The sequence below is a fragment of the Streptomyces sp. NPDC017202 genome (assembly GCF_044331705.1).
GTDB lineage: Bacteria > Actinomycetota > Actinomycetes > Streptomycetales > Streptomycetaceae > Streptomyces.
On record NZ_JBIRNP010000003.1, the window covers coordinates 207479 to 232375 of the forward strand.

16 protein-coding genes are annotated in these 24897 nt (G+C 70.1%); 7 read left to right on the top strand and 9 right to left on the bottom strand.

Translation table 11 applies throughout. The features are described from left to right. Nucleotides 1-64: 64 nt before the first annotated feature. Nucleotides 65-685, bottom strand: coding sequence for a hypothetical protein (locus ACH4N1_RS08520; protein WP_398095537.1), 621 nt, complete (start codon nucleotides 683-685; stop codon nucleotides 65-67). 350 nt (nucleotides 686-1035) lie between these two features. Here ACH4N1_RS08520 and ACH4N1_RS08525 point away from each other — a divergent pair, with 350 nt between their 5' ends. The 4 genes from ACH4N1_RS08525 to ACH4N1_RS08540 all read left to right on the top strand — a co-directional run bounded on the left by ACH4N1_RS08525 (nucleotide 1036) and on the right by ACH4N1_RS08540 (nucleotide 13005). After that, on the top strand, nucleotides 1036-3228 hold the full coding sequence (locus tag ACH4N1_RS08525; RefSeq protein ID WP_398095539.1) for an N-6 DNA methylase: 2193 nt from the start codon (nucleotides 1036-1038) through the stop codon (nucleotides 3226-3228). 205 nt (nucleotides 3229-3433) lie between these two features. Next, nucleotides 3434-4726 carry a serine/threonine-protein kinase gene (locus tag ACH4N1_RS08530; protein ID WP_398095540.1) on the top strand — a complete coding sequence of 431 codons (1293 nt, stop codon included), beginning with the start codon at nucleotides 3434-3436 and terminating at the stop codon, nucleotides 4724-4726. 247 nt (nucleotides 4727-4973) lie between these two features. Continuing rightward, nucleotides 4974-7868, top strand: a complete 2895-nt coding sequence (locus tag ACH4N1_RS08535) for an SNF2-related protein (protein ID WP_398095542.1) — start codon at nucleotides 4974-4976, stop codon at nucleotides 7866-7868. Between the two features lie 25 nt (nucleotides 7869-7893). Next, entirely contained in the window at nucleotides 7894-13005 is a 5112-nt protein-coding gene (locus tag ACH4N1_RS08540) for a class I SAM-dependent DNA methyltransferase (protein ID WP_398095544.1), read from the top strand. A 115-nt stretch (nucleotides 13006-13120) separates the two neighbouring features. On the opposite strand, the gene ACH4N1_RS08545 is transcribed toward ACH4N1_RS08540, so the two are convergent. From ACH4N1_RS08545 to ACH4N1_RS08555, 3 genes are all read right to left on the bottom strand, one after another. Next, nucleotides 13121-13327 (bottom strand): DUF397 domain-containing protein, encoded by a 207-nt coding sequence (locus tag ACH4N1_RS08545; protein ID WP_398095546.1) that lies wholly within the window; start codon nucleotides 13325-13327, stop codon nucleotides 13121-13123. Next, complete coding sequence (locus tag ACH4N1_RS08550; protein ID WP_398095547.1) at nucleotides 13324-14145, bottom strand: Scr1 family TA system antitoxin-like transcriptional regulator; 822 nt, start codon at nucleotides 14143-14145, stop codon at nucleotides 13324-13326. The genes ACH4N1_RS08545 and ACH4N1_RS08550 overlap by 4 nt, the downstream gene beginning before the upstream one ends. 1351 nt (nucleotides 14146-15496) lie before the next feature. After that, complete coding sequence (locus ACH4N1_RS08555) at nucleotides 15497-15958, bottom strand: DUF397 domain-containing protein (protein ID WP_398095959.1); 462 nt, start codon at nucleotides 15956-15958, stop codon at nucleotides 15497-15499. 103 nt (nucleotides 15959-16061) lie between these two features. On the opposite strand from ACH4N1_RS08555, the gene ACH4N1_RS08560 reads away from it, so the two are divergent. Beyond that, a complete protein-coding gene (locus ACH4N1_RS08560) occupies nucleotides 16062-16649 on the top strand; it encodes a DUF6461 domain-containing protein (RefSeq protein ID WP_398095548.1) in 588 nt (195 codons plus the stop codon). Nucleotides 16650-16683: 34 nt separating this feature from the next. Here ACH4N1_RS08560 and ACH4N1_RS08565 read toward each other — a convergent pair whose 3' ends face one another. Then, nucleotides 16684-17793, bottom strand: coding sequence for a hypothetical protein (locus tag ACH4N1_RS08565; protein WP_398095549.1), 1110 nt, complete (start codon nucleotides 17791-17793; stop codon nucleotides 16684-16686). A gap of 921 nt (nucleotides 17794-18714) precedes the next feature. Further along, the gene (locus ACH4N1_RS08570; protein WP_398095550.1) at nucleotides 18715-18936 is read right to left on the bottom strand and encodes a transposase; all 222 of its coding nucleotides are present in this window, start codon (nucleotides 18934-18936) and stop codon (nucleotides 18715-18717) included. Between the two features lie 256 nt (nucleotides 18937-19192). Here ACH4N1_RS08570 and ACH4N1_RS08575 point away from each other — a divergent pair, with 256 nt between their 5' ends. After that, complete coding sequence (locus ACH4N1_RS08575) at nucleotides 19193-21247, top strand: TerD family protein (protein ID WP_398095551.1); 2055 nt, start codon at nucleotides 19193-19195, stop codon at nucleotides 21245-21247. A gap of 184 nt (nucleotides 21248-21431) precedes the next feature. On the opposite strand, the gene ACH4N1_RS08580 is transcribed toward ACH4N1_RS08575, so the two are convergent. Together ACH4N1_RS08580 and ACH4N1_RS08585 are read right to left on the bottom strand one after the other, a co-directional pair. Next, nucleotides 21432-21935 (bottom strand): GNAT family N-acetyltransferase, encoded by a 504-nt coding sequence (locus tag ACH4N1_RS08580; protein WP_398095552.1) that lies wholly within the window; start codon nucleotides 21933-21935, stop codon nucleotides 21432-21434. Beyond that, the gene (locus ACH4N1_RS08585; RefSeq protein ID WP_398095553.1) at nucleotides 21932-22102 is read right to left on the bottom strand and encodes a hypothetical protein; all 171 of its coding nucleotides are present in this window, start codon (nucleotides 22100-22102) and stop codon (nucleotides 21932-21934) included. Before ACH4N1_RS08585 ends, ACH4N1_RS08580 begins: the two co-directional genes overlap by 4 nt. 509 nt (nucleotides 22103-22611) lie before the next feature. On the opposite strand from ACH4N1_RS08585, the gene ACH4N1_RS08590 reads away from it, so the two are divergent. Next, nucleotides 22612-23115, top strand: coding sequence for an ATP-binding protein (locus tag ACH4N1_RS08590; RefSeq protein ID WP_398095555.1), 504 nt, complete (start codon nucleotides 22612-22614; stop codon nucleotides 23113-23115). Nucleotides 23116-23298: 183 nt separating this feature from the next. Here ACH4N1_RS08590 and ACH4N1_RS08595 read toward each other — a convergent pair whose 3' ends face one another. Beyond that, complete coding sequence (locus ACH4N1_RS08595) at nucleotides 23299-24612, bottom strand: hypothetical protein (RefSeq protein WP_398095961.1); 1314 nt, start codon at nucleotides 24610-24612, stop codon at nucleotides 23299-23301. Between the last annotated feature and the right edge of the window lie 285 nt (nucleotides 24613-24897).

Genomic DNA, 24897 nt, shown 5'->3' on the forward strand with positions numbered 1-24897 from the left:
CGACGTTCCGTGCCGCAGGGCCCGTGTCGCGCCGCAGACCGCAAAGCCGCTTCGAACGACTCGTTCAGCCGACCCGCTTCCACTCCTGGCACCGGTTCGTCTTGAAGTACTCCCCCTTGTTGAGGGTCACCCGTCCCGGCCCCTCCAGGTTGTTGTTGGCGATGATCGAGCCGAACTCGCCGCTGGCGTCCTTGGCCCGCTCCCAGTAGCAGCCGAACGCGCCCTCGGAGCCGGCCGTCTTGTACGTCCCCGGCTTGACGTCCTCGCCGACGAGGTACTCGCCCTCGCCCGAGAAGGTGGTCGCGGGGCCGGCCGGCTCGGTCTTCTTCGGCCGGGCGGTGACCGTCTCGGTGACCGTGGGGGCGGGGGCCGCCTTGCCCGCGGCGGTCTCGGTGACGGTCACCGTCGGGCGGGGTCCGGCCTTCGCGTCGGTGGTGGCGTCGGCCGCCGGCTCACCGCCGCCGCCGGCGCCGATCCCGACGCCGACGAACAGGGCGACGGCGGCGGTGGCCCCGTACTTGATCCGCTGCTTGCGGCGGGCCGCGAGCGCGAGGGGAGCCGGCGGGCCCGGCGGAACCTGCGGCATCGGGCCCCAGCCGGGCTGCGGGGCGCCGGGGGCCTGCGGCGGGGTGAAACCGGACTGCGGGGTGGAACCGGGCTGCGGGGTGGGGTTCGGGGTGGTCATGGAGTACTCCGTTCGGTGTCGCCCGGCCTGACCCGCCGTGGTGCGGGCGGGGGCGGTGAGCGAGTGGGTCGGTGCGGGCCTGTGGTGCGGAGGCGCCCGTCGGAGCGGGCATGGAAGGCACCCGCCGCGGTACGGCCCGGCGTGCCGTAACGGCACGACGTCGGGGCACGACCTCGGGGCACGGCGTCAGGGCACACCCCCGGCAGCGGACCTGCCGGAGGCCGCTCCCCTTCGGAAGCATCCACAGATAAGCACGACACTGAAAGCATCGTCAAACACGTTGACAGATTTGACGGGTGCTGTAGGTTGTTGACGTTCCCAGCCGACAGCAGAGAGCCAGGACTCCCCCCATGCCCCAGTCATCCGCCCAGGTGACCGCCGCCGAGATCTCCCGCATCGCGGGGGTCACGCGCGCCACGGTCAGCAACTGGCGCCGTCGGCATGACGACTTCCCGGCGCCGTCCGGCGGCACGGACAGCAGCCCGCTGTACGACCTGGAGTCGGTGCGCTCGTGGCTGGCCTCGCGCGGCCACGTGTCGGCGGCGAGCCCGTCGGAGGAGTTGCGCACGACTCTCCGCCTGCACGCGCAGGGCGGCGGGGGCACGTCGGACTTCCTGCTCCTCGTCCTCGCGGCGGCGGGCCTGTCACCGGAGGAGCTGACGGCCGCCGCGCAGTCGCCGGACGCGGACCTCGTCTCCCGCGCCGGGCGCGATGTGGCCACCGCGGCCGACGCCGTGCCGGCCGCGGACGCCGTCCGTTTCGAGGCGGACGACGCGGCGGTGCTGCGCGCGCTGTACACGTGCGTACGCGACGAGGGCGGGCAGGCCGCGCTGGGCGTGCTCGCGGAGCGGGAGCTGGAGGACAGCGCCGCCTCCGGTGCGTACCGGACCCCCGCGCAGCTCGCGGACCTCATCGCGCACCTGGTCCCCGGTTCCCCGGCCCGCGTCCTCGACCCGGCCTGCGGCAGCGGCACCCTCCTGGCGGCCGCCGCCCGGCGGGGCGCACGCGAGCTGTACGGCCAGGACACGCTCCCCGTGCAGGTCCGGCGCAGCGCCGTCAGCCTGATGCTGACGGCTCCGGAGGCCACGGTCACCGTGCGCGCCGCCGACAGCCTGCGCGCGGACGCCTTCCCCGGCCTGGTCGCCGACGCGGTGCTGTGCAACCCGCCGTTCGGCGTCCGCGACTGGGGCCACGACGAGCTGGCGTACGACCCGCGCTGGGCGTACGGCGTCCCGCCGCGCGCCGAGTCGGAGCTGGCGTGGGTGCAGCACGCGCTCGCCCATCTGACTCCCGGCGGTCACGCGGTCCTGATCCTGCCGCCGGCCGTGGCGGGCCGTGCGTCGGGCCGTCGCGTACGGGCGGAGCTGGTACGGAACGGAGCCCTGCGCGCCGTGATCGCCCTGCCGGTCGGCGCGTCGGTGCCGCTGCACGTCGGTCTCCAGGTCTGGGTGCTGCAACGCCCCGAGCCGGGCGGCCCGGAGCGCAAGTCGGTGCTGTTCGTGGACGCGGCGGAAGCGCCGACGGGCCCGGGAGGCGGTGGTACGGCCGGAGCCGGCCGCGCGCGGGGCGGGGCGGGCCGGTCCGCCTCCCTGGACTGGGCGGCGATCACGGCACGGGTCCTGGGGGCGTGGCGGGCGTTCGCGGAGGGCCCGGACACGTTCGAGGGCGAGCCCGGTGTCGCGCACGCGGTCGGGGTGGTGGACCTCCTGGACGACGTGGTGGACCTGACCCCGGCGCGTCTCGTACGGGCGTCACGTTCCGAGGTCGATCCGGCGGAACTGGCGGCGGAGGCCGACGCGGCGCGACGCGACCTCGTCGAGGCCGCGAAGTCCCTCGTGCGGGTGGCCGGTCACGAGGAGTGGAGCAGCGCGGGCGCCGCGGCCCGCGAGTGGCGGACGGCGACGGCGGCCGACCTCTCGCGCGGCGGGGCGCTCACCCTGCTGCGGACGGTGCCGGAGGGCGCGCGGGGCGCACGCGCGGAGGTCGGGGACGGCGAGGGGGACGGCTGGACCGGGGCCGCCCGCGCGGTCCTCACCGGCTCCGACATCGCGTGCGGGTCGGGTCCCACGGGCGACCCGGCGAAGCTGCGCGGCGCGGTGGCGCCGCCGGTCGCCGTCGGGGACGTCCTCGTGCGGGCGGTCGCGGGCGGGGACGGCCCGATGGCGCGGGTCGCGGGCGAGGAGGACGCCGGCGCGCTGCTCGGCCCGCACGTCCACCTCTTCCGGCCGGACCCGGCCCGCCTGGACGCCTGGTTCCTCGCCGGGTTCCTGGGCGCGGAGGAGAACATCGCGGGCGCGTCGACGGGCAGCACGGTCCTCACCGTCAGCCCCGGCCGGCTGCGCGTGCCGCTGCTGCCGCTGGAGGAGCAGCGGCGGTACGGGGAGGCGTTCCGGCACGTGCACGAGCTGCGGGCGGAGGCCCGGCGGGCGACGCGGCTGGCGGAGGAGACGGCGCGGCTGCTGGCGGGCGGGCTGACCGGCGGGCAGCTGCTTCCGGAGCGGGGCGGGGCGCCACGGACACCGGGGCGCGGTTCGTCCTCGTGACTTCCGTGGCCTCCGTGACTTCCATGGCCTCCGTGACTTCCGCGCCCTCCGTGGCCTCCGTGGCCTCCGTGGCTTCCGCGCCGGGAGGGGTCGACGTCTCCGTCCCGCAATCCCCGTCCCCGGCCCCCACCGCATCCACTACCGTGTCTCAGGCGCGCATCGCCGCTGATCAGACGCTCGCCATGATCGATTTTCGAGGACACACGTGCAGATCACGCCCCTGAACCCGGAGGACCCGCGCTCGCTGGGCGACTTCGACCTCCTCGGCCGGATCGGCCAGGGGGGCATGGGCCAGGTCTTCCTGGGGGAGTCGCCCGGCGGTGAGCCCGCGGCGGTGAAGGTGATCAAGCCGTCGGTCGTGGACTCCGAGTCCCGTCGGCGGTTCGCGCAGGAGATCGAGATCCTCAAGACCATCTGGGGTCCGCGCCTCGCGGCGTTCCTGGGGGCCGACGCGGAGGCGGAGCAGCCGTGGCTGGCCACCGAGTACGTGGCGGGTCCCGACCTCGCCCGGCACGTGGAGACCCACGGGCCGCTGCCGTCGGCCCTCACCGCCGCGCTCGGCGCGGTCCTCGCCGAGGCCCTGTCGGCCGTGCACACGCAGGATCTGCTGCACCGCGACCTCAAACCGGCGAACGTCCTCCTCGGCCCGAACGGCCCGAAGATCATCGACTTCGGCCTGGCCGCCTTCACCGAGTCGAGCGTGTCCCTCACCGCACCCCACCAGGTGGTCGGCACCCCGGTCTGCATGGCCCCGGAGCAGGCGGCCGGTGAGAAGCCGCTGACGCCCGCCGTGGACGTGTACGCGCTCGGCGCGGTGCTGCTGTTCGCCGCGACCGGCCACTACCCGCACCAGGCGGCGACGCCCTACATGGTCTTCCACCTGGTCACCGACCCCGGTACGGCCCCGGACCTGTCCGGTGTCCCCGCCGACCTGGTGCCGTTGCTGACGGACATGCTGGCCCACCGCGCGCAGGACCGTCCGCCGCTGGCCGAGGTGGTGGGGCGGTGCCGCTCGGTCGTCGAGGCCCACGGCCTGAAGATCGCCCAGGCGCGCCGCCGGCTCACCGCCCTCACCGCGCGGCAGCACAGTCCGGCCGTCCCGCCGCCCGCGCCCGCCCCGCCGCCCGCCGTCGCCTTCGCGGACCTGTCCACGGCGACCGCCCCGGCCGCCCGGGAACCGGCACCCCCGGCCGACGCGGTGGTGCCCGCGCCCACGCTCCCGGCCCCGCCCTCGCCCTCGACGCCTCCCGTGCTCCCGGTCCCGCCCTCGGTCGCGGGGACACCCGATCCCCGGGTGTCCTTCAGCGCCCCGCACGGCGGCACCCCGGAAGGCGCCCACGGTCACCCGCCGGCGCCGGCCCGCCCCGTGAAGCCGCTCCCCCACCGCGCGGAGCCGTCGCGCACCCCGCGCCACTCGGCGCAGGCGCGCAGAACGGCGGAGCGCATCCGGGCGGCCTACGCGGCGGGCGCGCCCTTCGCCCCGAGCCGGACCGCCTGACCGCTTGACCGACGGACCGCCTCACCGATGGACCGCCTGACCGCCTCACCGGCGGACCGCCTGACCGCGGTACGGCACCTCCCACGCCGCCCGTGACCGGCGCCCGCACCGGCCGCACCGCCCACACGGCCACACGGCCACACGGCCACACGGCCACACAGCTACACGGCCACACGGACGCGCGAACGCCGCACCCGGCGCGGCGCCCGCCCCAGCACCTCGACACGACGACCCAGGAGGCACCCGAGTGACCGCCGACCTCACCACGGCCCCCGCGACGAGCGGCGAGGACGCCCTCTTCCCGCCGGGCGCGCAGATCCTCGTACGGGACGAGGTGTGGCTGGTGCGCAACGCGACGCGGACGGAGCACGACGGCGCCCGGGTGGAGGCGGTGGGCGCGTCGGACTTCGTGCGCGACCAGGAGGCGGTGTTCTTCACCGGGCTGGACCGGATCGAGCTGCTCGACCCGAGGCGGACGCGCCTGGTGCGGGACGACTCGCCGAACTTCCGCCGTTCGCGCCTGTTCCTGGAGGCGGTGCTGCGCAAGACGCCGCTGCCGCAGGCCGAGCGGGGCCTGGCGCTCGCCGACTCGTTCCTCCTGGACGCCCTCCCCTACCAGCAGCGTCCGGCGCAGCTGGCCCTGTCGGGCCGCAACCTGCGTCCCCGCATGCTCATCGCGGACGTCGTCGGTCTCGGCAAGACGCTGGAGATCGGTCTCACCCTCGCCGAGCTGATCCGCCGGGGCCGCGGCGAGCGCATCCTGGTCGTCACCCCGCAGCACGTCCTGGAGCAGTTCCAGCACGAGTTGTGGACGCGGTTCGCGATCCCGCTGGTGCGCCTGGACTCGGTGGGCATCGAGCGGATCCAGCGGGAGATCCCGGCGGGCCGCAACCCGTTCACGTACTTCAAGCGGGTCATCGTGTCCATCGACACGCTGAAGAACACCGACCAGTACAAGCATCACCTGGAGCGGATCACCTGGGACGCGGTCGTCATCGACGAGTCGCACAACCTGATCAACAAGGGCTCGCTGCGCAACCAGCTGGCCCGCACGCTGGCCCCGCACACGGACGCCCTGCTGCTGGCGTCCGCGACCCCGCACAACGGTGACGCCCGTTCCTTCGCCGAGCTGATCTCCCTGCTGGACCCGGCCGCGATCCGCGATCCGGAGCACTACCGGGCCGACGACATCAAGCACCTGTTCATCCGGCGCACCAAGGTCAGTCCGGAGGTGCGGGAGCAGATGAAGGGCCAGTGGGCGGACCGCGGGCCCTCCCGTTCGGTCCGGGTGACGGCGACGCCGGCCGAGGAGCGGATCTTCGAGGAGCTGGCGGCGGTCTGGCTGCCGTCCGACGGCTCGAAGTCGGTCAGCGACGTGCCCCTGTTCCCGTACACGCTGCTGAAGTCCTTCCTCTCCTCCCCCGCGGCGCTGAAGGCCACGGTCGCCACGCGCATCAGGACGCTGGAGAAGAAGGACGCCCCGGAGTCGACGGCCGCCGAACGCGCGGCCCTGCACCGGCTGCTGGAGCTGTCCTCGGGCATGACGGAGGCGGACTCGGGCAAGTTCGGGGCGCTGCTGGAGCAGTTGCGGGAGATCGGGGTGGGTCCGAAGTCGGACACCCGTGTCGTGGTGTTCTCCGAGCGGGTGCAGACGTTGGAGTGGCTGGCGCGGACCGTGCCGCAGGCCCTCGGCTTCAGGGGGAAGGCGGCCCAGGAGGCGGCGCGGGTCATGCACGGCGGGCTGTCGGACGAGCAGCAGATGCAGTGCGTGGAGGACTTCGGCCTCGCGGACACGCCCGTGCGCATCCTGTTCACCGGCGACGTGGCCTCCGAGGGCGTCAACCTGCACCGCCAGTGCCACCAGCTCGTCCACTACGACGTGCCGTGGTCGCTGATCCGCATCGAGCAGCGCAACGGCCGCATCGACCGTTACGGGCAGCCGCACCGGCCGCAGTTCCGGGCGCTGATCCTGACCAGCTCCGTCGACGGCGCCAAGGACGACACTCTCGTGTCGGAACGCCTGCTGGAGCGCGAGGCGCAGGCCCATCAGGCGCTGGGCACGGCGGAGGCGGTGTCCGGCCTGTACCGGGCGGAGGCCGAGGAGAAGTCCCTCATCCAGGATCTGCTGCGGGGCCGCACCGTGGACGAGTCCCTGGACGCCGACCGCGCCTCCGGCGACGGCGACGGCGCCGACGACGGTGTGGACGACTTCCTCGCGGACTTCTTCGGCGCCGTGAACGACGAACCGGAGGGGGAGGACGAGGGCGCCGCCGACGGCGACCACGCCGGCGGCTCGGTGCCCACGGCGCACGTGCCCCGCCTGTTCGCCTCCGCCCGCGAGTTCCTGGACGAGGCGCTGCGCGAGGTCTACCCGGACGCCCACGACCGCCTCGACCTGTCCGCCGACCCCGAGACCGGCCTGCTGTCCTTCGTCCCGCCCTCCGACCTGGTCCACCGCCTCAAGGCGCTGCCCCCGGAGTACGTGCGCGAGCAGGGCCTGCGGGACCGCCTGAAGGTCACCTTCAACCGGCGGCTCGCGGACAGCAGCCTCACCCGTGCCCGCGCCTCGGCGACGTCGAGCTGGCCCGACATCTCCCTGCTGACCGACCTGCACCCGGTCATGGAGTGGCTCACCGACAAGGTCCTGGTGCGCCTGGACCGCCAGGAGGCGCCGGTGCTGACCGCCGACGTCTCCCGGCCCACGTACCTCGTGCAGGGCATCTACTCCAACGCGCTCGGCCGGCCGACCGTCGTCAAGTGGATGGCGGTCACCGAGGACGGCGACGTCGACGACGACATGGTGGCGGTGCTGCGCCGCGCGCAGGTCGGCCCGACGATGGCGAACCCGGGCCTCGCCCACGACCCGGCCGCTCTCGCCGAGGCGATCCCCGGCGTCCTGGACACCGCGGAGGCGTTCCTGGAGCGGCACCGCACGGCGTGGGACGAACCGCTGCGGGCGCCCGTCGAGGAGTACAAGACCCGCCTGGGCCTGTGGGAGCAGCCGACTCTGGCGGGCGGCGCCGCCGCGCCCGCCGGCACCCGCGAACGCCTCGCCTCCCTGGCGGACTCCCTGCTCACCACCGGCCGTCCGATGCTGCGCGTGCTCGCCGTCCTGGCGCCCGCCACCGCCCACGCCGCCTGACCTGATCCCGCAGAGGTACACGAAGATGACGTACGACAGCCTGGTCAACCGCGGTGACTACTTCTCCGCGCACTACCTCGCCGAGGTCCTCCCGAAGGATCTGAAGTCCGGTCTGCTCGCCGAGTGGAAGCAGCGCGAGGAGGACGCCGCCGGCGCCGAGCGCCCCGAGGGCGCCCTGCCCGTCACGCCGCGCGCGGGCCTGCGGACCCTGCGCCGCCCGTATTTCGCGGCGCGCTCCTACTTCACGACGGACGAGGAGCGGGCGGCGACCGGCGACGACGCCGTGACGTACGACGCCCCCGACTGGCGCGACCGCGTCCGCGCGCTGAACGCGGAGGTGCTGCGCGCCCTCGGCTACGACGCCGAGCCGGGCACGCTCACCGTCGTCCGCGCCGAGCAGTCGTACGAGGTGACGGTCGCGCACGCGGAGAAGGACCTGGTCGCCCTGGACTGCGGCTGGTCGGCCGAGCCGGACGACGCCCTGGACCCGGAGGGGGCGGGACGCCTCCTGGAGGCGCTGCGCCTGGACGGCCGGCACACCGTCGCCACCGGCTCCAAGCTGGCGTCCTTCCTGTTCGCCTGCGAGGACGCCCCGCGGTACGTGCTGCTGCTGGTCGGCGGCGTCGTCGTGCTCGCCGACCGGGCCGCGTGGGGCGAGGGCCGCTACCTCGCGGTGTCACTGGACCGGGTGCTGGAGCGCAACGACACCAAGGCGGGCGGCGAACTCGACACGGTGGCCGCCCTGTTCGGCGCCGACTCGCTGCGCACCCCGGAGGAGGGCGGCGAGAACCCCCTCGCCACGCTCCTCGACAAGTCGACGAAGCACGCGGTGGGCGTCTCCGGCGAGCTGCGCGACGGCCTGCGGCTGAGCGTCGAGCTGATCGCCAACGAGGTCCTGGACCGGCTCCGCGAGGCCGGCGTCCGCCCCGAGGAGGTCAAGGAACTCCCCGAGCTGGGGAAGCAGTTGACCCGCGAGTCGCTGCGCTACCTGTACCGGGTGCTGTTCCTGCTGTACGCGGAGGCCCGCCCCGAACTGGGCATCCTGCCCTCGGACTACCCCGAGTACCAGCTGGGCTACGGCCTCGGCCGCCTCGGCGAACTGATCGCCGAACGCGACCTCGTCGACGAGAAGTCCCGCAGGGGCTTCTACCTGTACGAGTCGCTGGACCTGCTGTTCCGCAAGGTCCAGGAGGGCCACCGCCCGCGCCGCACGCACGGCGCGGACGCGGAGCGGGCCGACTCCGTGACGGCGAAGACGTCCGAGGACGTGGGCCTGCGCTTCGAGCCGCTGCACTCCAAGCTGTTCGAGCCGGGCTCGATCCGGCTCATCGGCCGGTACGCCGTCCCGGACCCGCGCGTCGACACCGAGGCCGGGGCCGCCGGTGACGGGGGCGGCGAGCCGGGCGGGGAGCGCTTCCTCGACACCCGCCTGCGCAACGAGACCCTGTACCGGGTGCTGCGCCTGCTGATGCTGACGCGCGGCAAGCGGCGCGAGCGCGGCGGCTTCATCTCGTACGCCCAGCTCGGCATCAACCAGCTCGGCGCGGTGTACGAGGGCCTGATGTCCTACTCGGGCTTCGTCGCGGGCGAGGAGCTGTACGAGGTCGCGAAGAACGGCGACCCGAAGGACGGCTCCTGGCTGGTCCCGGCGACGAAGGCCGACGAGTACCCCGACGAGGTGTTCGTCCGCCACAAGGACGAGGACACCGGCGTGGAGGAGCGGGTGCGGTACGCGCCGGGCGCGTTCGTGTACCGCCTGTCGGGGCGCGACCGTCAGACGTCGGCCTCCTACTACACGCCCGAGTCGCTGACCCGCGTGACGGTCCAACTGGCGTTGCAGCACCGCCTGGACCAGGACGACACGGTGACGGAGGCCCGCGAACTCCTCGACTGGAAGATCTGCGAGCCGGCGCTCGGCTCGGGCGCGTTCCTCAACGAGGCGATCAACCAGGTCGCGACGGAGTACCTGCGGCGCCGCCAGGACGAGCTGGGCACCGCCATCGACACCGAGAAGTACGCGGTCGAGCTCCAGAAGGCCAAGGCGTACATCGCCCTGCACAACTCCTACGGCGTCGACCTCAACGACACGGCCGTGGAGCTGGCGGAGGTGTCGCTGTGGCTGAACACCATGCACCCCGGCATGGAGGCCCCGTGGTTCGGCCTGCACCTGCGGCGCGGCAACTCGCTGATCGGCGGCCGCAGGGAGGTCTACTCCGCCGAGCGCCTGAAGAAGGGCGGCTGGCTCGGTACGACTCCGGAACGCTTCCCTCTCTCTGAGGCGCTGGCGGGGGCGACGCTGCCCGAGGGCGCGGTGCACCACTTCCTGCTCCCGGCGAAGGAGTGGGGCGCGGTCGCCGCCGAGAAGGAGGCCAAGGCACTGGCCCCGGCGGAGGCGAAGGCACTGGCCGCCTGGCGCAAGGCGATCACCAAGTCCCCGAGTCCCGCGCAGACCAAGCGGTTGCAGGGTCTGGCGCGGCGGGCGGAGTACCTGTGGGGGCTGGTCGTGCGCCGGCTGGAGATCTCCGAGCGGGAGATCTCACGGCGCATCGACGTGTGGGGCGCGGAGGACGGCTGGCTGCGGTCGCCGGAGGTCGCGGTGCCGAGGGAGAAGGTCAAGGCCGACCTGGAGGCGGTCGACACCCCGTACTGGCGCCTGAAGACACTGATGGACGCGTGGTGCGCACTGTGGTTCTGGCCGGTGCAGGAGGCCGCGCTGCTGGACGGTACGCACGAGGCGTACGCGCGGGCGGCGGAGGTCGCCTCGCAGTCGGGCGAGTGGGTCGTGTCGACGGCCCCGGCACCGGCCTCGGTGCCGGGTCAGGCGGGGGCGCCCGTGCGGGAGACGTACGAGTCGGAGGACCTGTTCGGCGACGTCCAGGTCGTCGAGGTCAAGTCGAAGGCGGTACGGGGCGGCAGCCGCAAGGAGCAGATCCGGGGTGAGCGGCGGACGGTGATCCCGCTGGCCTCACTGGACGACTGGCTGGACTTCGCGGAGTCGCTGCTCGGCACGCAGGACGTGGCCGCGGACTCCCTGGTGGCCCACTTCGACACGCTCGACGAACTGGAGCGGTACGAGGATGAGTTGCCCGAGTGGATGGGCATGGAGCGGTTCTTCTCGCTGGAGTCGCGGTATCCGTGGGCGGGGGTGGCTCGGGATGTGGCGGAGCGGCAGGGGTTCTTTCATTGGGAGTTGGAATTCGGGCAGGTCTTTGGGGCGCGGGGCGGGTTTGACTTGCAGGTGGGGAACCCACCTTGGGTGCGACCGCGATGGCAAGAAGATGGGATTCTTGCGGAGTACGAGCCGTGGTTCGTGCTTACCGAGAACCCTAGCGCCGCCGAATGGCGGCTGCGTAAGTCGAACCTATTGGAGGAGTTCGCACCTGCACGATCCTATTTCCTGAACGAACTGAGCGCCAACACCGGGCTCGTCTCTTCGCTTGGCAGCGCCGTGACGTATCCCTTGATCGCCGGAACACAGCCGGACTTGTATCGCGCCTTCATGGTGCAAGTCTGGCAGCACCTCGCCCAGTGTGGCACCGTGGGGCTCATTCACCCGGACACGCACTTCGGCGGCGTTCGCGAAGGCACTATCCGGGCATCTGCATACAGGCACCTGCGGGTGCACGCACACTTCGTGAACTCTTCGAACTGGGCGTTCGAAGACCTGAACCGATCACAAGAGTTCGCGATGCACATCTACGGCACGCCGCAGGATCCCAACTTTCTACACCTCAGTGAGTTGCGCGGTGCCAACGTCCTGCCAGATTCGCTAGTCCATGACGGGCGGGAATCGACACCTGGGATCAAGTACAAGGGTTCGTGGGATATCCGGCCGCACCGAGAGCGCGTCGTACACGTGAACATGGATCTGCTGGCCAGTTGGCAAGCTCTGACCGGATCGACTGGTTCGATAGCACAGACTCCACTGCTTTACCCTGTCCTACGGAGTGAACAAGGGGCCATTGAGGCGTTGGCCCAGCACCCCAGCAGCCTGGCAGACTACGAGCCGCTAATCACGCGAGGATACGACGAATCCGGTGCGAAAAAGGCGGGCCTAATCCGCTGGGGCAACCAAACCGTGCAGTCCATCTCGGACGTCATCCTCCAGGGACCCCACTTCGCGGCAGCACTTCCATTCTCGAAGGAGCCGAGAATTCCCTGCCGTAGCAACAGAGACTGGGATCCAGTCGCCCCGACGGAGCTACTAAAGACGTACACCCCAGTGACTAATTACGTGCGAGCGACCGACGAAGCCACATATTTCACCGCTCAAGACTCCTGGCACGAAAGGCCGTTCACCGATTTCTTTCGGCTCGCCTGGAGAAAATTCATTCCCTTCGATAGTAGCCGCTGTCTTCACGCAGCCCTAATTCCGCCTGGCCCTGCGCATATTGATGCGGTCCGCTCGATGTCCGTTACAGATGCGCGCATCACCGCACTCAACGCAGGTTTCTGGGCATCCCTACCTCTCGACTACGTGCTGCGCATCACCGGTCGCTCGAATCTCCACGAGGGAGAAGCCCTCAAGATGCCTGCCGCAGACCCCGCCCACCCACTTGCCCCAGCCCTCCTCCTCCGTACCCTCCGTCTGAACGCCCTCACCTCGCACTACGCCCCCCTATGGCTAGAGCTGTTCGATCCCCGCTGGGCGGGGTACGAGGACTGGGCCAACCCTAACTGGCCTGATCTGAATCCCCTTGCTGCTGACCTCAATCCGGCCTGGGAATACACCACACCGCTCCGCACCGAGCACGAGCGCCGGGCCGCGCTCGTCGAGTTGGACGCCCTTGTTGCCGTCTGGCTCGGCATCACCGCCGACCAACTCGGCGCAATCTTCAAGTCGCGCTACCCGCAGCTGTACGACTACGAGTCTGCGACCTACTTCGACGCCAACGGGCGCAAAATTGCCGCAGACTTCAACACCTACGGCCACGGGCAGACCAAGCAGGACTACATCGACCTGCTGGCCTACTTGGAGAACCCGAAGACCACCCCACCTCCGACTGGCTACACCGCCCCCTTCTACAAGGCGGACCGTGAGGCTGAGATGCGCGCCGCACACGCCCACTTCCAAGCTCGCTTGGACAAGGAGATCGCCGCCGGCCGCTGGACTCCGCCTGGGAGCCGCGAGGCCTGAGTGCCGCTCCTCATAGCGAAGGTGGGCGCTTCCTTGAGAGAAGCGCCCACCTCGCAGGCCGTCGTACGCCTCCGCTCGACCGGCCATGGACGGCCAACTCACGGCGGCAACAAGCTCACATCGTCTCAAGCAACGCTGTCCACGCCGCCGAGCCGACCTTCAACACAGGCCCACCCTGCGCCACCTGCTTCGAGTCACGCACGTGGACAGCGGCGACCTCCACAGCAACCTCAACACACTCGCCGCCCGCACCACTGCTGTAGCTGCTCGTGAACCAGCGCAGTTCCGAGCAAGACTGGAGGCTCGTGTCTTCCGTGTTCATAGGTCTCCCAACAGCTTCTGAATGAAGGCCAGTGACTCCGAGGGCGTGAGGCCCTGGGCTCGCAGGATGCCGTACCGCTCCTCGTAACCCCGGACCACCGGCCGCTCACTGTAGAGGTGGCTGTGCTCGTTCACCTCCACATAGGCGATCCTCTGCGCCTTGCTCGTCTCCATCAAGGTGAACGGACCACCCATCCCGGCATGTTGGCGTCGATCGGTCGGCATGACCTGGATCTCGACGTTGCGCTGCTGGCCGTAGAGGAGGATCTGCTCCAACTGAGCCCGCATCACTGCCCTGCCTCCCAAAGGCCGCCGCAGCGTGCTCTCCTCGATGACGAAGCTGATCGTCGGCATGGACCTGCGCGAGAACACTTCCTGGCGGGCCAGCCGGGCAGCTACACGCTGGTTCACGGTCTCCTCGTCCAGAAGGGGGCGCCACATCTCGAACACCACCCGCGCGTACTCCTCGACCTGCAACAGCCCCGGCACAGCCTGGTTGGCATAAACATGCAGCTCAACCGCCCCCGCCTCCAACTTCGCCGCATCCCGGAAGAACGCCGGGTACCGCGCCCGCGCCACCTCCTCCTTCATGACCGCCAGCAGCCCGCCGGCCTCCAGCACCGCGTCCGCCCGCTCGATGAACTCCGGCCTCGGAATGCGCCGCCCCAGCTCCACCGACGCCACCATGTCCTCGCCGTACCCGAGCTTCGCGCCCAACTCCGCCCGCGTCAGCCCCCGGCTCGTCCGCAGCAACTGCAACTGCCGCCCGAAACACCGCAGGATGCCCGTCTCGCCCTCGCTGCCGCCCTGAGTCGTCACCGGTCACCTCACCCCGTCCGCCGTACAGAGGCACCCGCCCCGCGTCCCGCCGCAGGCACCCCACCGTCACTCACCACTCACTCTAGGGACACGGAACGTGACTTTCGCGCCACTTGGCGCCACTCCCCCCGTACCGCGTACCAGCACCCGCCCCCACCGCGTACAGCCCCCGCCTGTACACCCGCACCCGCGTGACCCACCACCACTCCAGGAACGCCGTGCCGTCCCTCAATGGGCTCCAAGCTGACGAGGGCGCAAGGCAACGCCACTCCATTCGTGATCTACATTTGGGTCACTTCAAGTATGTGCAGGTCACCGGGGGAGCCATGGTCGAGATTCGACACGTATGCCCACACTGCGGGCACGGTGTGGGCCGGTTGATGCGCATCAAGAAAGAAGGCGTCTCGAATTGCGCGAATTGCCACAAGAGCGACTGGAGTCGCAGGTTCCCGTTCCCCGGGGCGGATCCTGCCCGAGCGCAGTGGGAGGCTCAGGAAGCACGCCGCGTACAGCTGGAGGCGATCTTCTCCAGGGTGCCGTTGCGCAAGGAGGAGCCCGCCGACGTCGAATCCCCCGAACGCAACGCCCCAACCGCTGCGCAGCACCTTGACCCGGAAGAGGAAGAGCTCGTCCGTATCGCCCGCGAGGAGACGCCCGACAAGTCCTATCGAGCTCCCTTCACGTCCTCAGGTGCTCAACTGCCGTACGCTCCTGGCTCTCGCCTCCGCACCTGGTGTCTGATCACTGCGGTTGTCGTAGTCGTAGCAAGTGCCGCTGACATCGCTCTGGGCCGAAGCGCGACCCAGACCACTGCCGAGACCACGACCCGGCCAGCTCCGACGATCACTGTCACGATGACCGCTACGGCAACGGCGACCGAAACCGTCACCGCATCACCTGCTGATCAAGCGAAGGCACAACCCGTTGAGCCGATAGCAGAGTCGGAGTCGACGGAGGAGTCACCCTCGGTCCGAGCGGAGCCCACTCCTCAGAGCACGCCCTCCGACTCACCGGGCCGACATGACGGGAGCAACTACGACAACCTCTCACCGGAGGGACAAGAGGCGCACGACACGCTGAACTGCGCCGATGTGCCAGGCCACAAGAAGGGCAGCTGCAACGAACCCAACCGGAAGTGCAACCTGGACGGTGCTCAGGTGACCTCATCCGGAGGGATCCGGTTGACTTGTCAGATGGCCGACGACGAACGGTTGCGTTGGCTTCCTTGACGTCGTACGGGTCTACGACTCACGAGGTCGGCGCCTCTCCGAGAGAACTACCGACCTCATGAGTCGCTGTACGCCTCTGCTCGACCAGTCATGGAGCGGCCAGGCTCACGGCATCACCAAGTTCACATCGCCTCAAGCAACGCCGACCATGCCTCCGAGCCGACTCTCAGCGCAGGCCCGCCCTTCCCCACGCACTTCGAGTCACGCACATGCACGGCACTCGCCGTGAGGGCGACCTCAACGCACTCTCCGCCCGACCCCGTGCTGTAACTGCTGGTGCGCCAGGGCAGGTTCGCCTGACCGCACGTCGCTTCTTCCGCGTTCATAGCTCTCCCAGCATCTTTTGGAGGAGCCCCAGATACTCGCGTGGAGTCAGGGCCTGAGCACGCAGGATGCCGTACTGATCCTCTCGGTTCGTCAGTACCAGCAGGGCCCTCACCAGAGCGGTCGCCCATTTCAGGTCGGTGCGGGCTGGACCGCTCCGGGTTTGCTAGAGGCTCCACCAGCCCGATGGCCAACGGTTGCTGGACCAGTCTCTCTGCGGTTCGTTGCGCTGCTTTGGGACGGGGTGTCGGCAGTACCATTTGTTTCACCGATGCGAACGGGCTTATGGGAACGGAATGTTGACCGTTCCCAGGACCCTGTCACGGCACGCCCTAAACCTGTCGAGCTGAAGGACGCTAGGTAGTGACGGAATCTGTACTGGCCGGGTGTGTGCCCTGGGATCACTTCGGCATCACGTGTGTGCGCGGGTCTTCGCTCGATGAGGTGCTGTCGCGCCTGGGTGTCGCCGATCAGGCACCATATCCGCTGTGTACCCCCGAGGAGGCGTTGCAGTGCTTCGGGTGGGACGAGCAGACACCGGCGGTGAGGGTGTGCCGCAGCGGGGAGTGGATCTTTCTTCTCGATGTTGATGCGCACGGCAGGTTGCTGCAGCCATCGGTGCTCTCTGGCTTGTCCATGGGGACCGAGGCAGTGTCGGTGTGGTATCAGATGGCGGGTACGACCCGCATCGTGCACGCGCGGGACGGGGAGATCATGGCCGACTTCGATGCCTGGGCGGTTCATATGACAACGGGCGCGGATACCTCTCGCCTCTGTAGTGCTCTGGCTGACGTCGGCTTCTTCCCGGAGGACGAAGACGACTTCGACGACGATTGGTCCCCGTCCGTGATGGCGTTGGTGGCGCTGGAGCGCGCATTTGGGCTGACGCTTTCCCCGGGGGTGGCCAAAGGTGCCCTTCCGACGGTCAGCCTCCAGCACTTGCGAGGCTGACCGCCCGGCCATCGGTGGCGTGCCTGTCAGGAAGTCAGAAGGTGACTCTTATCCAGAACGGGTCGTCATCCGCGAGCAGTACGTCCTTGATGAAAACGCCGTAGGCTCCGCCCAGGTCAGTGTTCAAACTCCTGGGGATGTGGCCGCGCACGCATTTTTCGCTGCCTGAGACGGTCCCGACCGTTGTCACGGTGGGCCAGTCCAGAGCCAGGTCGTTCGTGGTCCCGGCACGGACTGCGGTGACCTGGGCGCAGTCCTTGCCGTGGTCAACGCCGTTGAGTGCACCGCTTTCGTAGGTGCCGGCGAAGGGGAACTCGTCGCAGGAGTCGTTTTGGATGGCCGGGTCAGGGGTGAACTTCGTCGCTCCGCAGATCGCGCGTCGGTTGCTGTCCTGCTGCGAGGAGCTTTGCAGGCGGTGGAGCGGCTGGCCGGTTCCACGCAGGCCCCAGTGACCGGAGAGGTTGTTCTGGGCCCACTCGATCATGTCCGCGGACGAGCCGTACTGCGCCCGTGAGATGCGCAGTGTCGGGGTGTACCAGGGAACCACGCAGCCGGCCTTGTCGAGACTGGAGAGCTTGTTGTCACAGCGGACCTCGGCGCCGCCCCATGTGATCGGCGGCAGCAGGTCGATGGCCTCGGGTGCGCCGATGGAGAGTTGGTAGTCGAGGTCGATGTAGTCGTAGACGGTGGACGGCGCATCCCTAAGGGTGTAGGTCGTTTTGAGGTTCTGTCCGTCACGGATGGAGGTCTGCACCCAGGGCTTGGTGCTCTTCGGGGTGCAGGTGGCGGAGCAGTTGGTCGTCCACGACACACCCAGATTGGCGGGCAGCGTCCCGGTGGAGGACAGCATGGTGATCTGGTCGGTCTCGGTCCACTGCAGGCTGTTGGTGGCCAGGTCCAGTTGCTGCGCGGTGGCGAACAGAGCGGTGCCGAGCTCCTTGCCGTCGCTGTCCCGGTAGGTGTACTTCACGTTCGGGTAGATCTGGCATTGCATGGTCCGGGTGGCGTACCAGGAGCCGTCCTCGTCACCGGTGCAGTCGTTCACCGGCAGCGGAGTGACGAGCGCTGCAGATGCACCAGCGTTTCCGACCGTTACGCTCGACGCAAGAGCAGCTTTGCCCTCGGCGGGTGTGAGCTGGGTCAAGCAGCTGTACGGGCGAGGTGCGGTGGCGGTGCGTGCCGCTTGTTCTGCGGCCTCTGTGCAGTCTTCTTCGCTGGGGCCGGACCGGGTGGCGCTTCCGTCCAGGCGCTCTTTGTCCGATGCGAGGGGAACCTGACTGGTGGGAGCCGAGCGTCGGTCGGCGGTGTCTGCAACAGAAGCCGTCGATTGAACTGTCGCTCCCACGAGGAGCGTAGAGGTGATCAAGGCGGGCAGGAGGATGCGTCTTAACACGGACTACCTTTCAGTAGCACCGCAGAGCCATCGGAAGGTCCGTGGCTCTCAAAGCCGGGAATCGTCGACATGATCGCAGCGGCGTTTTGCACGGACAAGACAACCCGTCAGGCTAAAAGAGCATGGCCTTGGCTGCCCGAACGCCCATACAAAGCTGCGGACATGCTGCTTTTCCGCCTCCGATGCTGTGCGTTTCGATGTCCGTACGCGCATGTCAATGCAGACTTCAGTCGCCGACTCAAAAAATGAATCTCGTGATCTCGCTCACAACGCGAGCTGAGGGCATTGTTTCCAGATCATTTACCCCTACCCGCTCCATTCGTCCCGCCAATGACGATGTGCCCAGTATGGGGAACGGCTTCAGCAGACGCGGCCGGGGAATCGGGCAGCGATCTCAACGAGCACCAAGCCCAACACCGAAGCGAGCAATCTCTTCGCGACGCCCCGCGACGGCATCTTCCACAAATCCCAGCTCGCCGCAACCGAGAGGCCTGACAGGGGGCACCCGCACACGAGAGCACGGTCGAGATGAGCCGGGTCGCCTACCGCCGGCGACGGCAAAACAGTCGGCGCGTCAGTCGAAGCGTCGCTGGGTGGGATCGATGCGACCCAAGAGGGCGCGGATCAGGTCCTGGACGGTGCCGTCATCGCGCCACTTGGTGAAGTAGTACATCACCGCACCGCACCGCACGGCGGAAGGTCGTGCGGAAGCAGGTCCCACTGGCAGCCGGTGCGGCCCTGGTAGAGGAGCGTGTTGACGATCTCCCGCACCCCATAACGGTTCTGGTGACCGCTGACCGAGCGGTGCGCGGCCTTCCATGCGGCGATCACCGGCTCGACAAGCGCCCGCTGTTCGTCGGACAGGGCGGTCCTGTAGGGCTTGCGCTCGCTCACGTTGCTCAGCCCAGTACGCCAGAGCCCGCCGATCGGCCAGAGTACCGTGCTGCCCCACGTTCAGGTGACGGCAAATCGCCTATGCACTTACATACCCCCCTCTTACGCAACCGGCTTCACGGAACCTCCACGATCGAGCTCGGTGCGTATTACAGTCTTCTCCGCGCGACTCGTCATCTTGTGTCGCGCAGGAGACAGATGGGGCGGAATCTTCCGCATGCCCAGAAGGTGCCGCCGGGGGGACTTTGTGCAGGAAATGATCATGGGTTCGAACGTGGCCCTGGCGGACCTGAGCGACGACGTCGGTTCGGTGGTCGTCAGTCTGGGCTGGGCCAGCCCCACCGGCGAGGGCGACGCGGACGTGTCGGTCCTGCTGCTGGACTCGAACGGCAAAGTACGCAGCGACGACGACTTCTACTTCTACAACCATCCGGTGGCCGCCGACGGGAGCGTGCAGCTTCTGGGCAAGACGCCGACGGCGGACGGCAGTGAGGACCGGATCAGTTTCGACCTCACCGCGGTGCCGGCCGGGATCGACCGGATCGTCGTCGCCGCGAGCAGGTACGACGGGGCCCGTTTCGGTGAGCTGGAGGACGTGAGGATCACGCTGGCCGACGCGGCCGGTGAGAGCCTCCTGCGGTTCGCCGTCGACCACGCCGGTTCCGTGACGGCGGTCATCTTCGGCGAGCTGTACAGACGCGGCGAGGAATGGAAGTTCCGCGCCGTCGGACAGGGCTACGAAACCGGTCTCGCGGGTCTGGCGTCGGACTTCGGCGTCGACGTCGAGGACGACGCGGCCGCGGAGACGGAAGCGGCGCTCGAGGCCGCCGAAGCCGATGAGCGGGCGGAGGCGACGATCCCGGCACCGGCCCCGGAGCCGGCCGGGGAACCTGCCGGGCGGGCACCGCTGGAGGCCGTTCCCTCTCCTCGCCGGCCGGAGGACGAGGCCGGTGAGCCGCGGAAGCCGGCCGCTCGTCCTCGCACCGCGAAGAAGAAGGTCGTCCTTCCCAGAACGGCGAAGAAGACGCTGGCGGAGAACGACTCCTGGAGGCAGGCCCGGCTCTTCCCGGTCTCGGTGCTCAAGACCGACCGGGACCGCGAGACGCGCGCGACCTCGGTGCTCCTGGCGGTGATGGCGCAGGTCCCGGAGTTCAGCAGGAGACTGACCGCCGGGTTCGGGGCTCCGGCCGGTCGCATGGAGACGTTCACGGAGGTCTCCCTCCCCCACGGTGAAAGTCCGCGGCGCCCGGACGGTGTGATCCGCGTGGAGCGGGCCGGCAAGCTGTGGACCGCGCTGGTCGAGACGAAGACCAACGGCAACGCGCTCAAGGCCGACCAGGTGCAGGCGTACATGGACATCGCCGCGCGCCGGGGCTACGAGGCCGTGATCACGCTGACGAACGACGTCGCGCTGGAGGGCAGTCCGCTCGTCGACGTCAAGATCGACAAGCGGCGCAAACACAAGGTGGCCCTCTGGCACCTGTCCTGGGCGGAAGTCGCGTACCAGGCGCAGATGCTGATCAGGCACGAGGGAGTGGGCAACGCGGCACACGCCTGGCTGCTCCAGGAACTGCTGCACTACCTGCAGCACGAGAACTCGGGCTGCCACGGCTTCCAGAACATGGGCCCGGCCTGGGTCCCCGTGCGCAACGGGATCGACGAGGAAACCCTCTGCCAGGGTGACGCGCGGGCACTGGAGGTGGTGGAGAGCTGGGAGCGGCTCATCCGCCAGGTCTGCCTCAGGCTGGGCGGCGAGCTCGGACAGAAGGTCCTCCCCGTCCAGCGCGCCAAGCGCGGAACGGATCCCAGGGAACGCCGCAGCCGCCTCGCCGACCAGCTCTGCCTCGACGGGCGACTCCAGGCGGAGCTGCGCATCGACGGCACCCCCGGCGTCCTGACCCTCGGCGCCGACCTGCGCACCGGCAAACTGCGCACCGGCATCGACGTACCGGCCCCCGCGCAGGGCTATCCCCTGAGCTGGGCCAAGCGGCTCGTCCGACGCCTGGCCGAGGCACCGGCGGACCTGCACGTCGAAACCCTCGTCGACAGTGAGGCCGGAGGCCCGCGCGGAACACTGGAGCGGCTCCGCCCCGAACCGGCGGACCTGCTCCCCAAGGACAACAACACCAGGATCACCGGGTTCCGCCTGTCCCTGCTCAAGAGCATGGGAAGCGGCCGCGGCAATGCCGAGACCGGCTTCATCCGCAGCGTCGACGACGCCGTGCACCGCTTCTACACCAACGTCGTCGTCCACCTGGACACCCCGACGGCGAGCCGGACACCGTCCAAGGAGGGAGCAGCGGCGGGATGACACCCGGGCGCGGACGGCCGCGAGTCCGTCCGCGCCCCTCGCGAGTCGTCCTCTCGCACGGGCCCGCACTCGGCCCGAGTTCCGCAAGGGGACACTCGCACAGCATGCGCCGAGCACCCGACGACCACCCGATCGAGACGGCCGTTCGAGCACGAAGTCCCCAGAGCATGACGCCAAAAGCCACTTACGCTTCGGGGTGCTCCGGCAGGGCGAGCCAGTCCGGCCAGGAGATCTCGCGGCCGAGGAAGCGCGGCTGCCCGAACGGCCAGTCGGCGGCGATCCACTGCGGCACCAGCGCGTCGAGGGCCTGCTCGACCTTGCCGCCCACCAGCTCGTCCACCACCCACCAGGAGATCTCGCCGTCCGCACCGGCCCGCTCCGGCGGGTCGATGTAGACGCAGCCGAGCAGAGCTGTCTCCGCCGCGTCGAACAGCGCGTAGTTGAAGGACTGGTGTGCGGCGATCTCCTTCTCGTGCCGCAACAGGTCGGCCCGGTCGGCCTCGTAGGTCATGGTGGCCGCGGGCCAGCCCCAGGCCGGGCCGAAGATGGTCCACAGCCGCTCGCGCGAACCCATCACAGCCGGATGGTCGAGCGGGGCGTCCGCCTCCCGGATCGGCCGCAGGTGATGACCACCGCCCGGCAGCGGTACCAGGACGGGATGGACGAAGTCATCGGGAAGCCAGCTCATGGCGCCCGACCGTAGCAGCGCGCGGCCGACCCCGGCGTTGCCTTGCCGGTGTTCACAGCGTCGCCCGCCGCCTCGCCCGGGCGCACGATGTCGTCGAAGTCCGCTTCGGCCCCCACGAAGCCGGCATGGCTGGTCCGGCCGTCGGGGTCCCGGAGCACCACGGCCATGCGCGTGAACGCCAGGTCGAACAGGGCACGGATCCGGGGGGGGCCACGTACTCCAGATCGTCCACGGCGCAGGGGAGGAACTGTCGGGACGCGACCGGCAGAGATCGACGAGGGGGCTGTCGACCGCCTTGACACCCGAGTAGTTGCCGAAGGCGGCGTCGGTCGGGACGTCGGAGATCCGCCGCTCGCGCACGCGCCACCGCCCGGGGCCCCGGGCCCGCACCTCGACGCCGACGTACCGTGCGCCCATGCCGCACGTCGCGGTGACGACGGTGCCCTCGCGGGTGAATGTGCCGCTCGGCGTCCGGCACGGAGTCCGTCCAGGAACCCGTCCCGCCCGGGCGCCGGGCGTCCCTCACGACCCACCACAGAGTCAAGTGCCTTGCCCGTCATACGAGTTGACATCCCTTCCCGCACAACCCACACCGGCGCACCGCCTCACGTACAGCCCCCTGCCGTACAGGTGTCGCTGCTGGTGGCACGCCCGTCGCGGCCGTCACGCTGACGGCATGCACAGCCCCTCCTCCCAGCGGCACCGGCCCTCCCCCGGCGCCACGGCGGCCACCGAGCTCGCCCTCTCCTTCACCTCGACCCCGCGAGGCGCCCGCCTGGCCCGGCTGTTCGTCGCGCACTGCCTGGACTCCTGGGGCCACCCCTACGACGGCCACGTCAACGAGACGCTGACGCTCATCACCGCCGAACTGTGCGCCAACGCCGTACGGCACGGACGCGTCCCCGGCCGGGACTTCCACGTCCGGCTGACCGCCGAGACGGACGGCGGACGGCTGCGCGTCGAGGTCTCCGACACCCGCGCGGAACACCGGCCCGCCGTCACCCCCGCCCCCACGAACCCCGACCCCGACGCCGAGTCCGGCCGCGGCCTCCTCCTCGTCACCGCCCTCGCCGACGACTGGGGCGTCACGGAGCGCCGCGGCGGCCCCGGCAAGACGGTGTGGGCGGTGCTGGACACCGCGTCGAGCGATCGGCCCGGTGTCCGGCCGTCACCGCGATGACGAAAACCTGTGCTGCTGCCGCACCAACTCTGCCTGGACACGGGCCACCCACGCGGTCCCGGGACGTGGAACCGCCCCGCCGTCTCGGTGACGGTGCTGCACCATGCGAAAAGAGCCGCCACCGCGGTCGAAGTCCCGGGCAACCCCGCACCGCTCATCAAGTGAGCGCGAGCGCGCCCGCGTCTACGCCGCCAGTGCGGGGAACACCACCACCGAGCCGTCCTTGTCGCGGGCGATCTCGATCGCCACGTCCGGCGTGGGGCCGTCGGTCGTGACGCCGTCGGCCAGCCGGTGGATCCGGTTCGCCGCGCGCATCAGGCGGTCGACCTCGACGTTGGTGAAGACGGGGCGCAGACCCTGCGGGCGTGCCAGCTCCAGCGTCGACAGGCGTTGCAGGACACCGGCGATGCCCGACTCCAGTGTGTCGAGGCGCTGCTGGGCGGACTTGAGCGCGCGAGTGAAGTTCTCGAACGGGTTGCCGGGGTCGCTCTGGGCGTGCTCGACGGCCTGCAGGACGATAACCCGCCGCTTCAACGCGATCGCCAGGGCGGCGAGTTCGAGGTGGGTGCGGAACGTGCCGCCGTCCTCGTCGACGCCGGGGAACGCCTTGGTCAGCGTGGCGATCTCGACGGCCTTGCCGTCGGGCAGCTTGTCGAGTGCGTTCCGCCACTTGGCGAGACGGTCGTCGGCGGCGCCCAGCGCCGTGTTGATGGCGTGCACCGCCGAGTCCAGTCCGAGCGAGACACCGGGCCTGCCGTGGTCGAGCAGGACGGCGGTGGCCTTGTCGATGGCGTCGCGGCAGCCGTTGAGTTCGCTGCGCTCGCCCTCGAGCTTCTCGTCGTGCAGTTGCTCCAGCAGTTCCGTGATGTGCTCGATGGCCTTCTGGCGCTTGTGGTCGGCGCTCGCGCTCACCCCCACCGCCACGGCCATGAGCACCAGCGGCGCGGCCACGGTGAGCGCCACGCTGCCGCCGACCGCGACGCCGGCGGTCGCACCGGCTCCACCGACCGCGCCCGCGGCCGCCGCCGTACCGACCGGCTGGAACGTCGCGCCGGCGACGATGCGGCCCGTCACCGAGTTCACGAGCGGGCCGCGGATGCCACCGGCCATCCCCTTCGTCGCCATCGGGCGGACGACGCCCTGCGCGAACTGGGCGGCGACCTTCGCCGGAACCACCATGCGGTACAGGCCCTCACCGGCGGCGGTCGCCGTGGCCGCAGAGGAGGAACCCCGCGCCGACTGCGTGATGAGCTGCGACAGATGCTGCGCCAGGGGGCTCGCGGCGTCGAGCGGGATGCCCCGGCCGCGGTCGAGCCCGTCGGGCAGCGGATGCGCCTCGAGTGTGGCGATCGGCTGGTCGGCCAGGACCGCCAGCACACCGCGCAGTTCGGCCAGGCGCTCGGCCGTCATCGGCCCGTCCCCGGCCAGTGCGGGCACCTGGACGTCACCGGTCGCCAGCGTCCACACCGGAACGGTCGCCTTGCGGTAGTCGATCATCGTCTCCCCCTCGTTCTCCGACGACAGCCTACGGCCGACGTCCGACGGGAACGGTACGAACCGTCGTTCGGCCACGGACGCTGCCGCCGGTGAACCGACGATCCGGCACAGCTCCCCCCACAAAAGCCGTTCCAGCGTTCCTTCGGCAGGCACCGACCGGGTGTGGCGGAGATACACGTCCAGCACGCGGCTGCGCCGCTCCACCGTTCCAGGAGATCCCGCCGGCTCGCCCGGCCATGCGGTCACCGGTCGGCTCCCGGACCCTGGTCACCCGACTGGTCACTC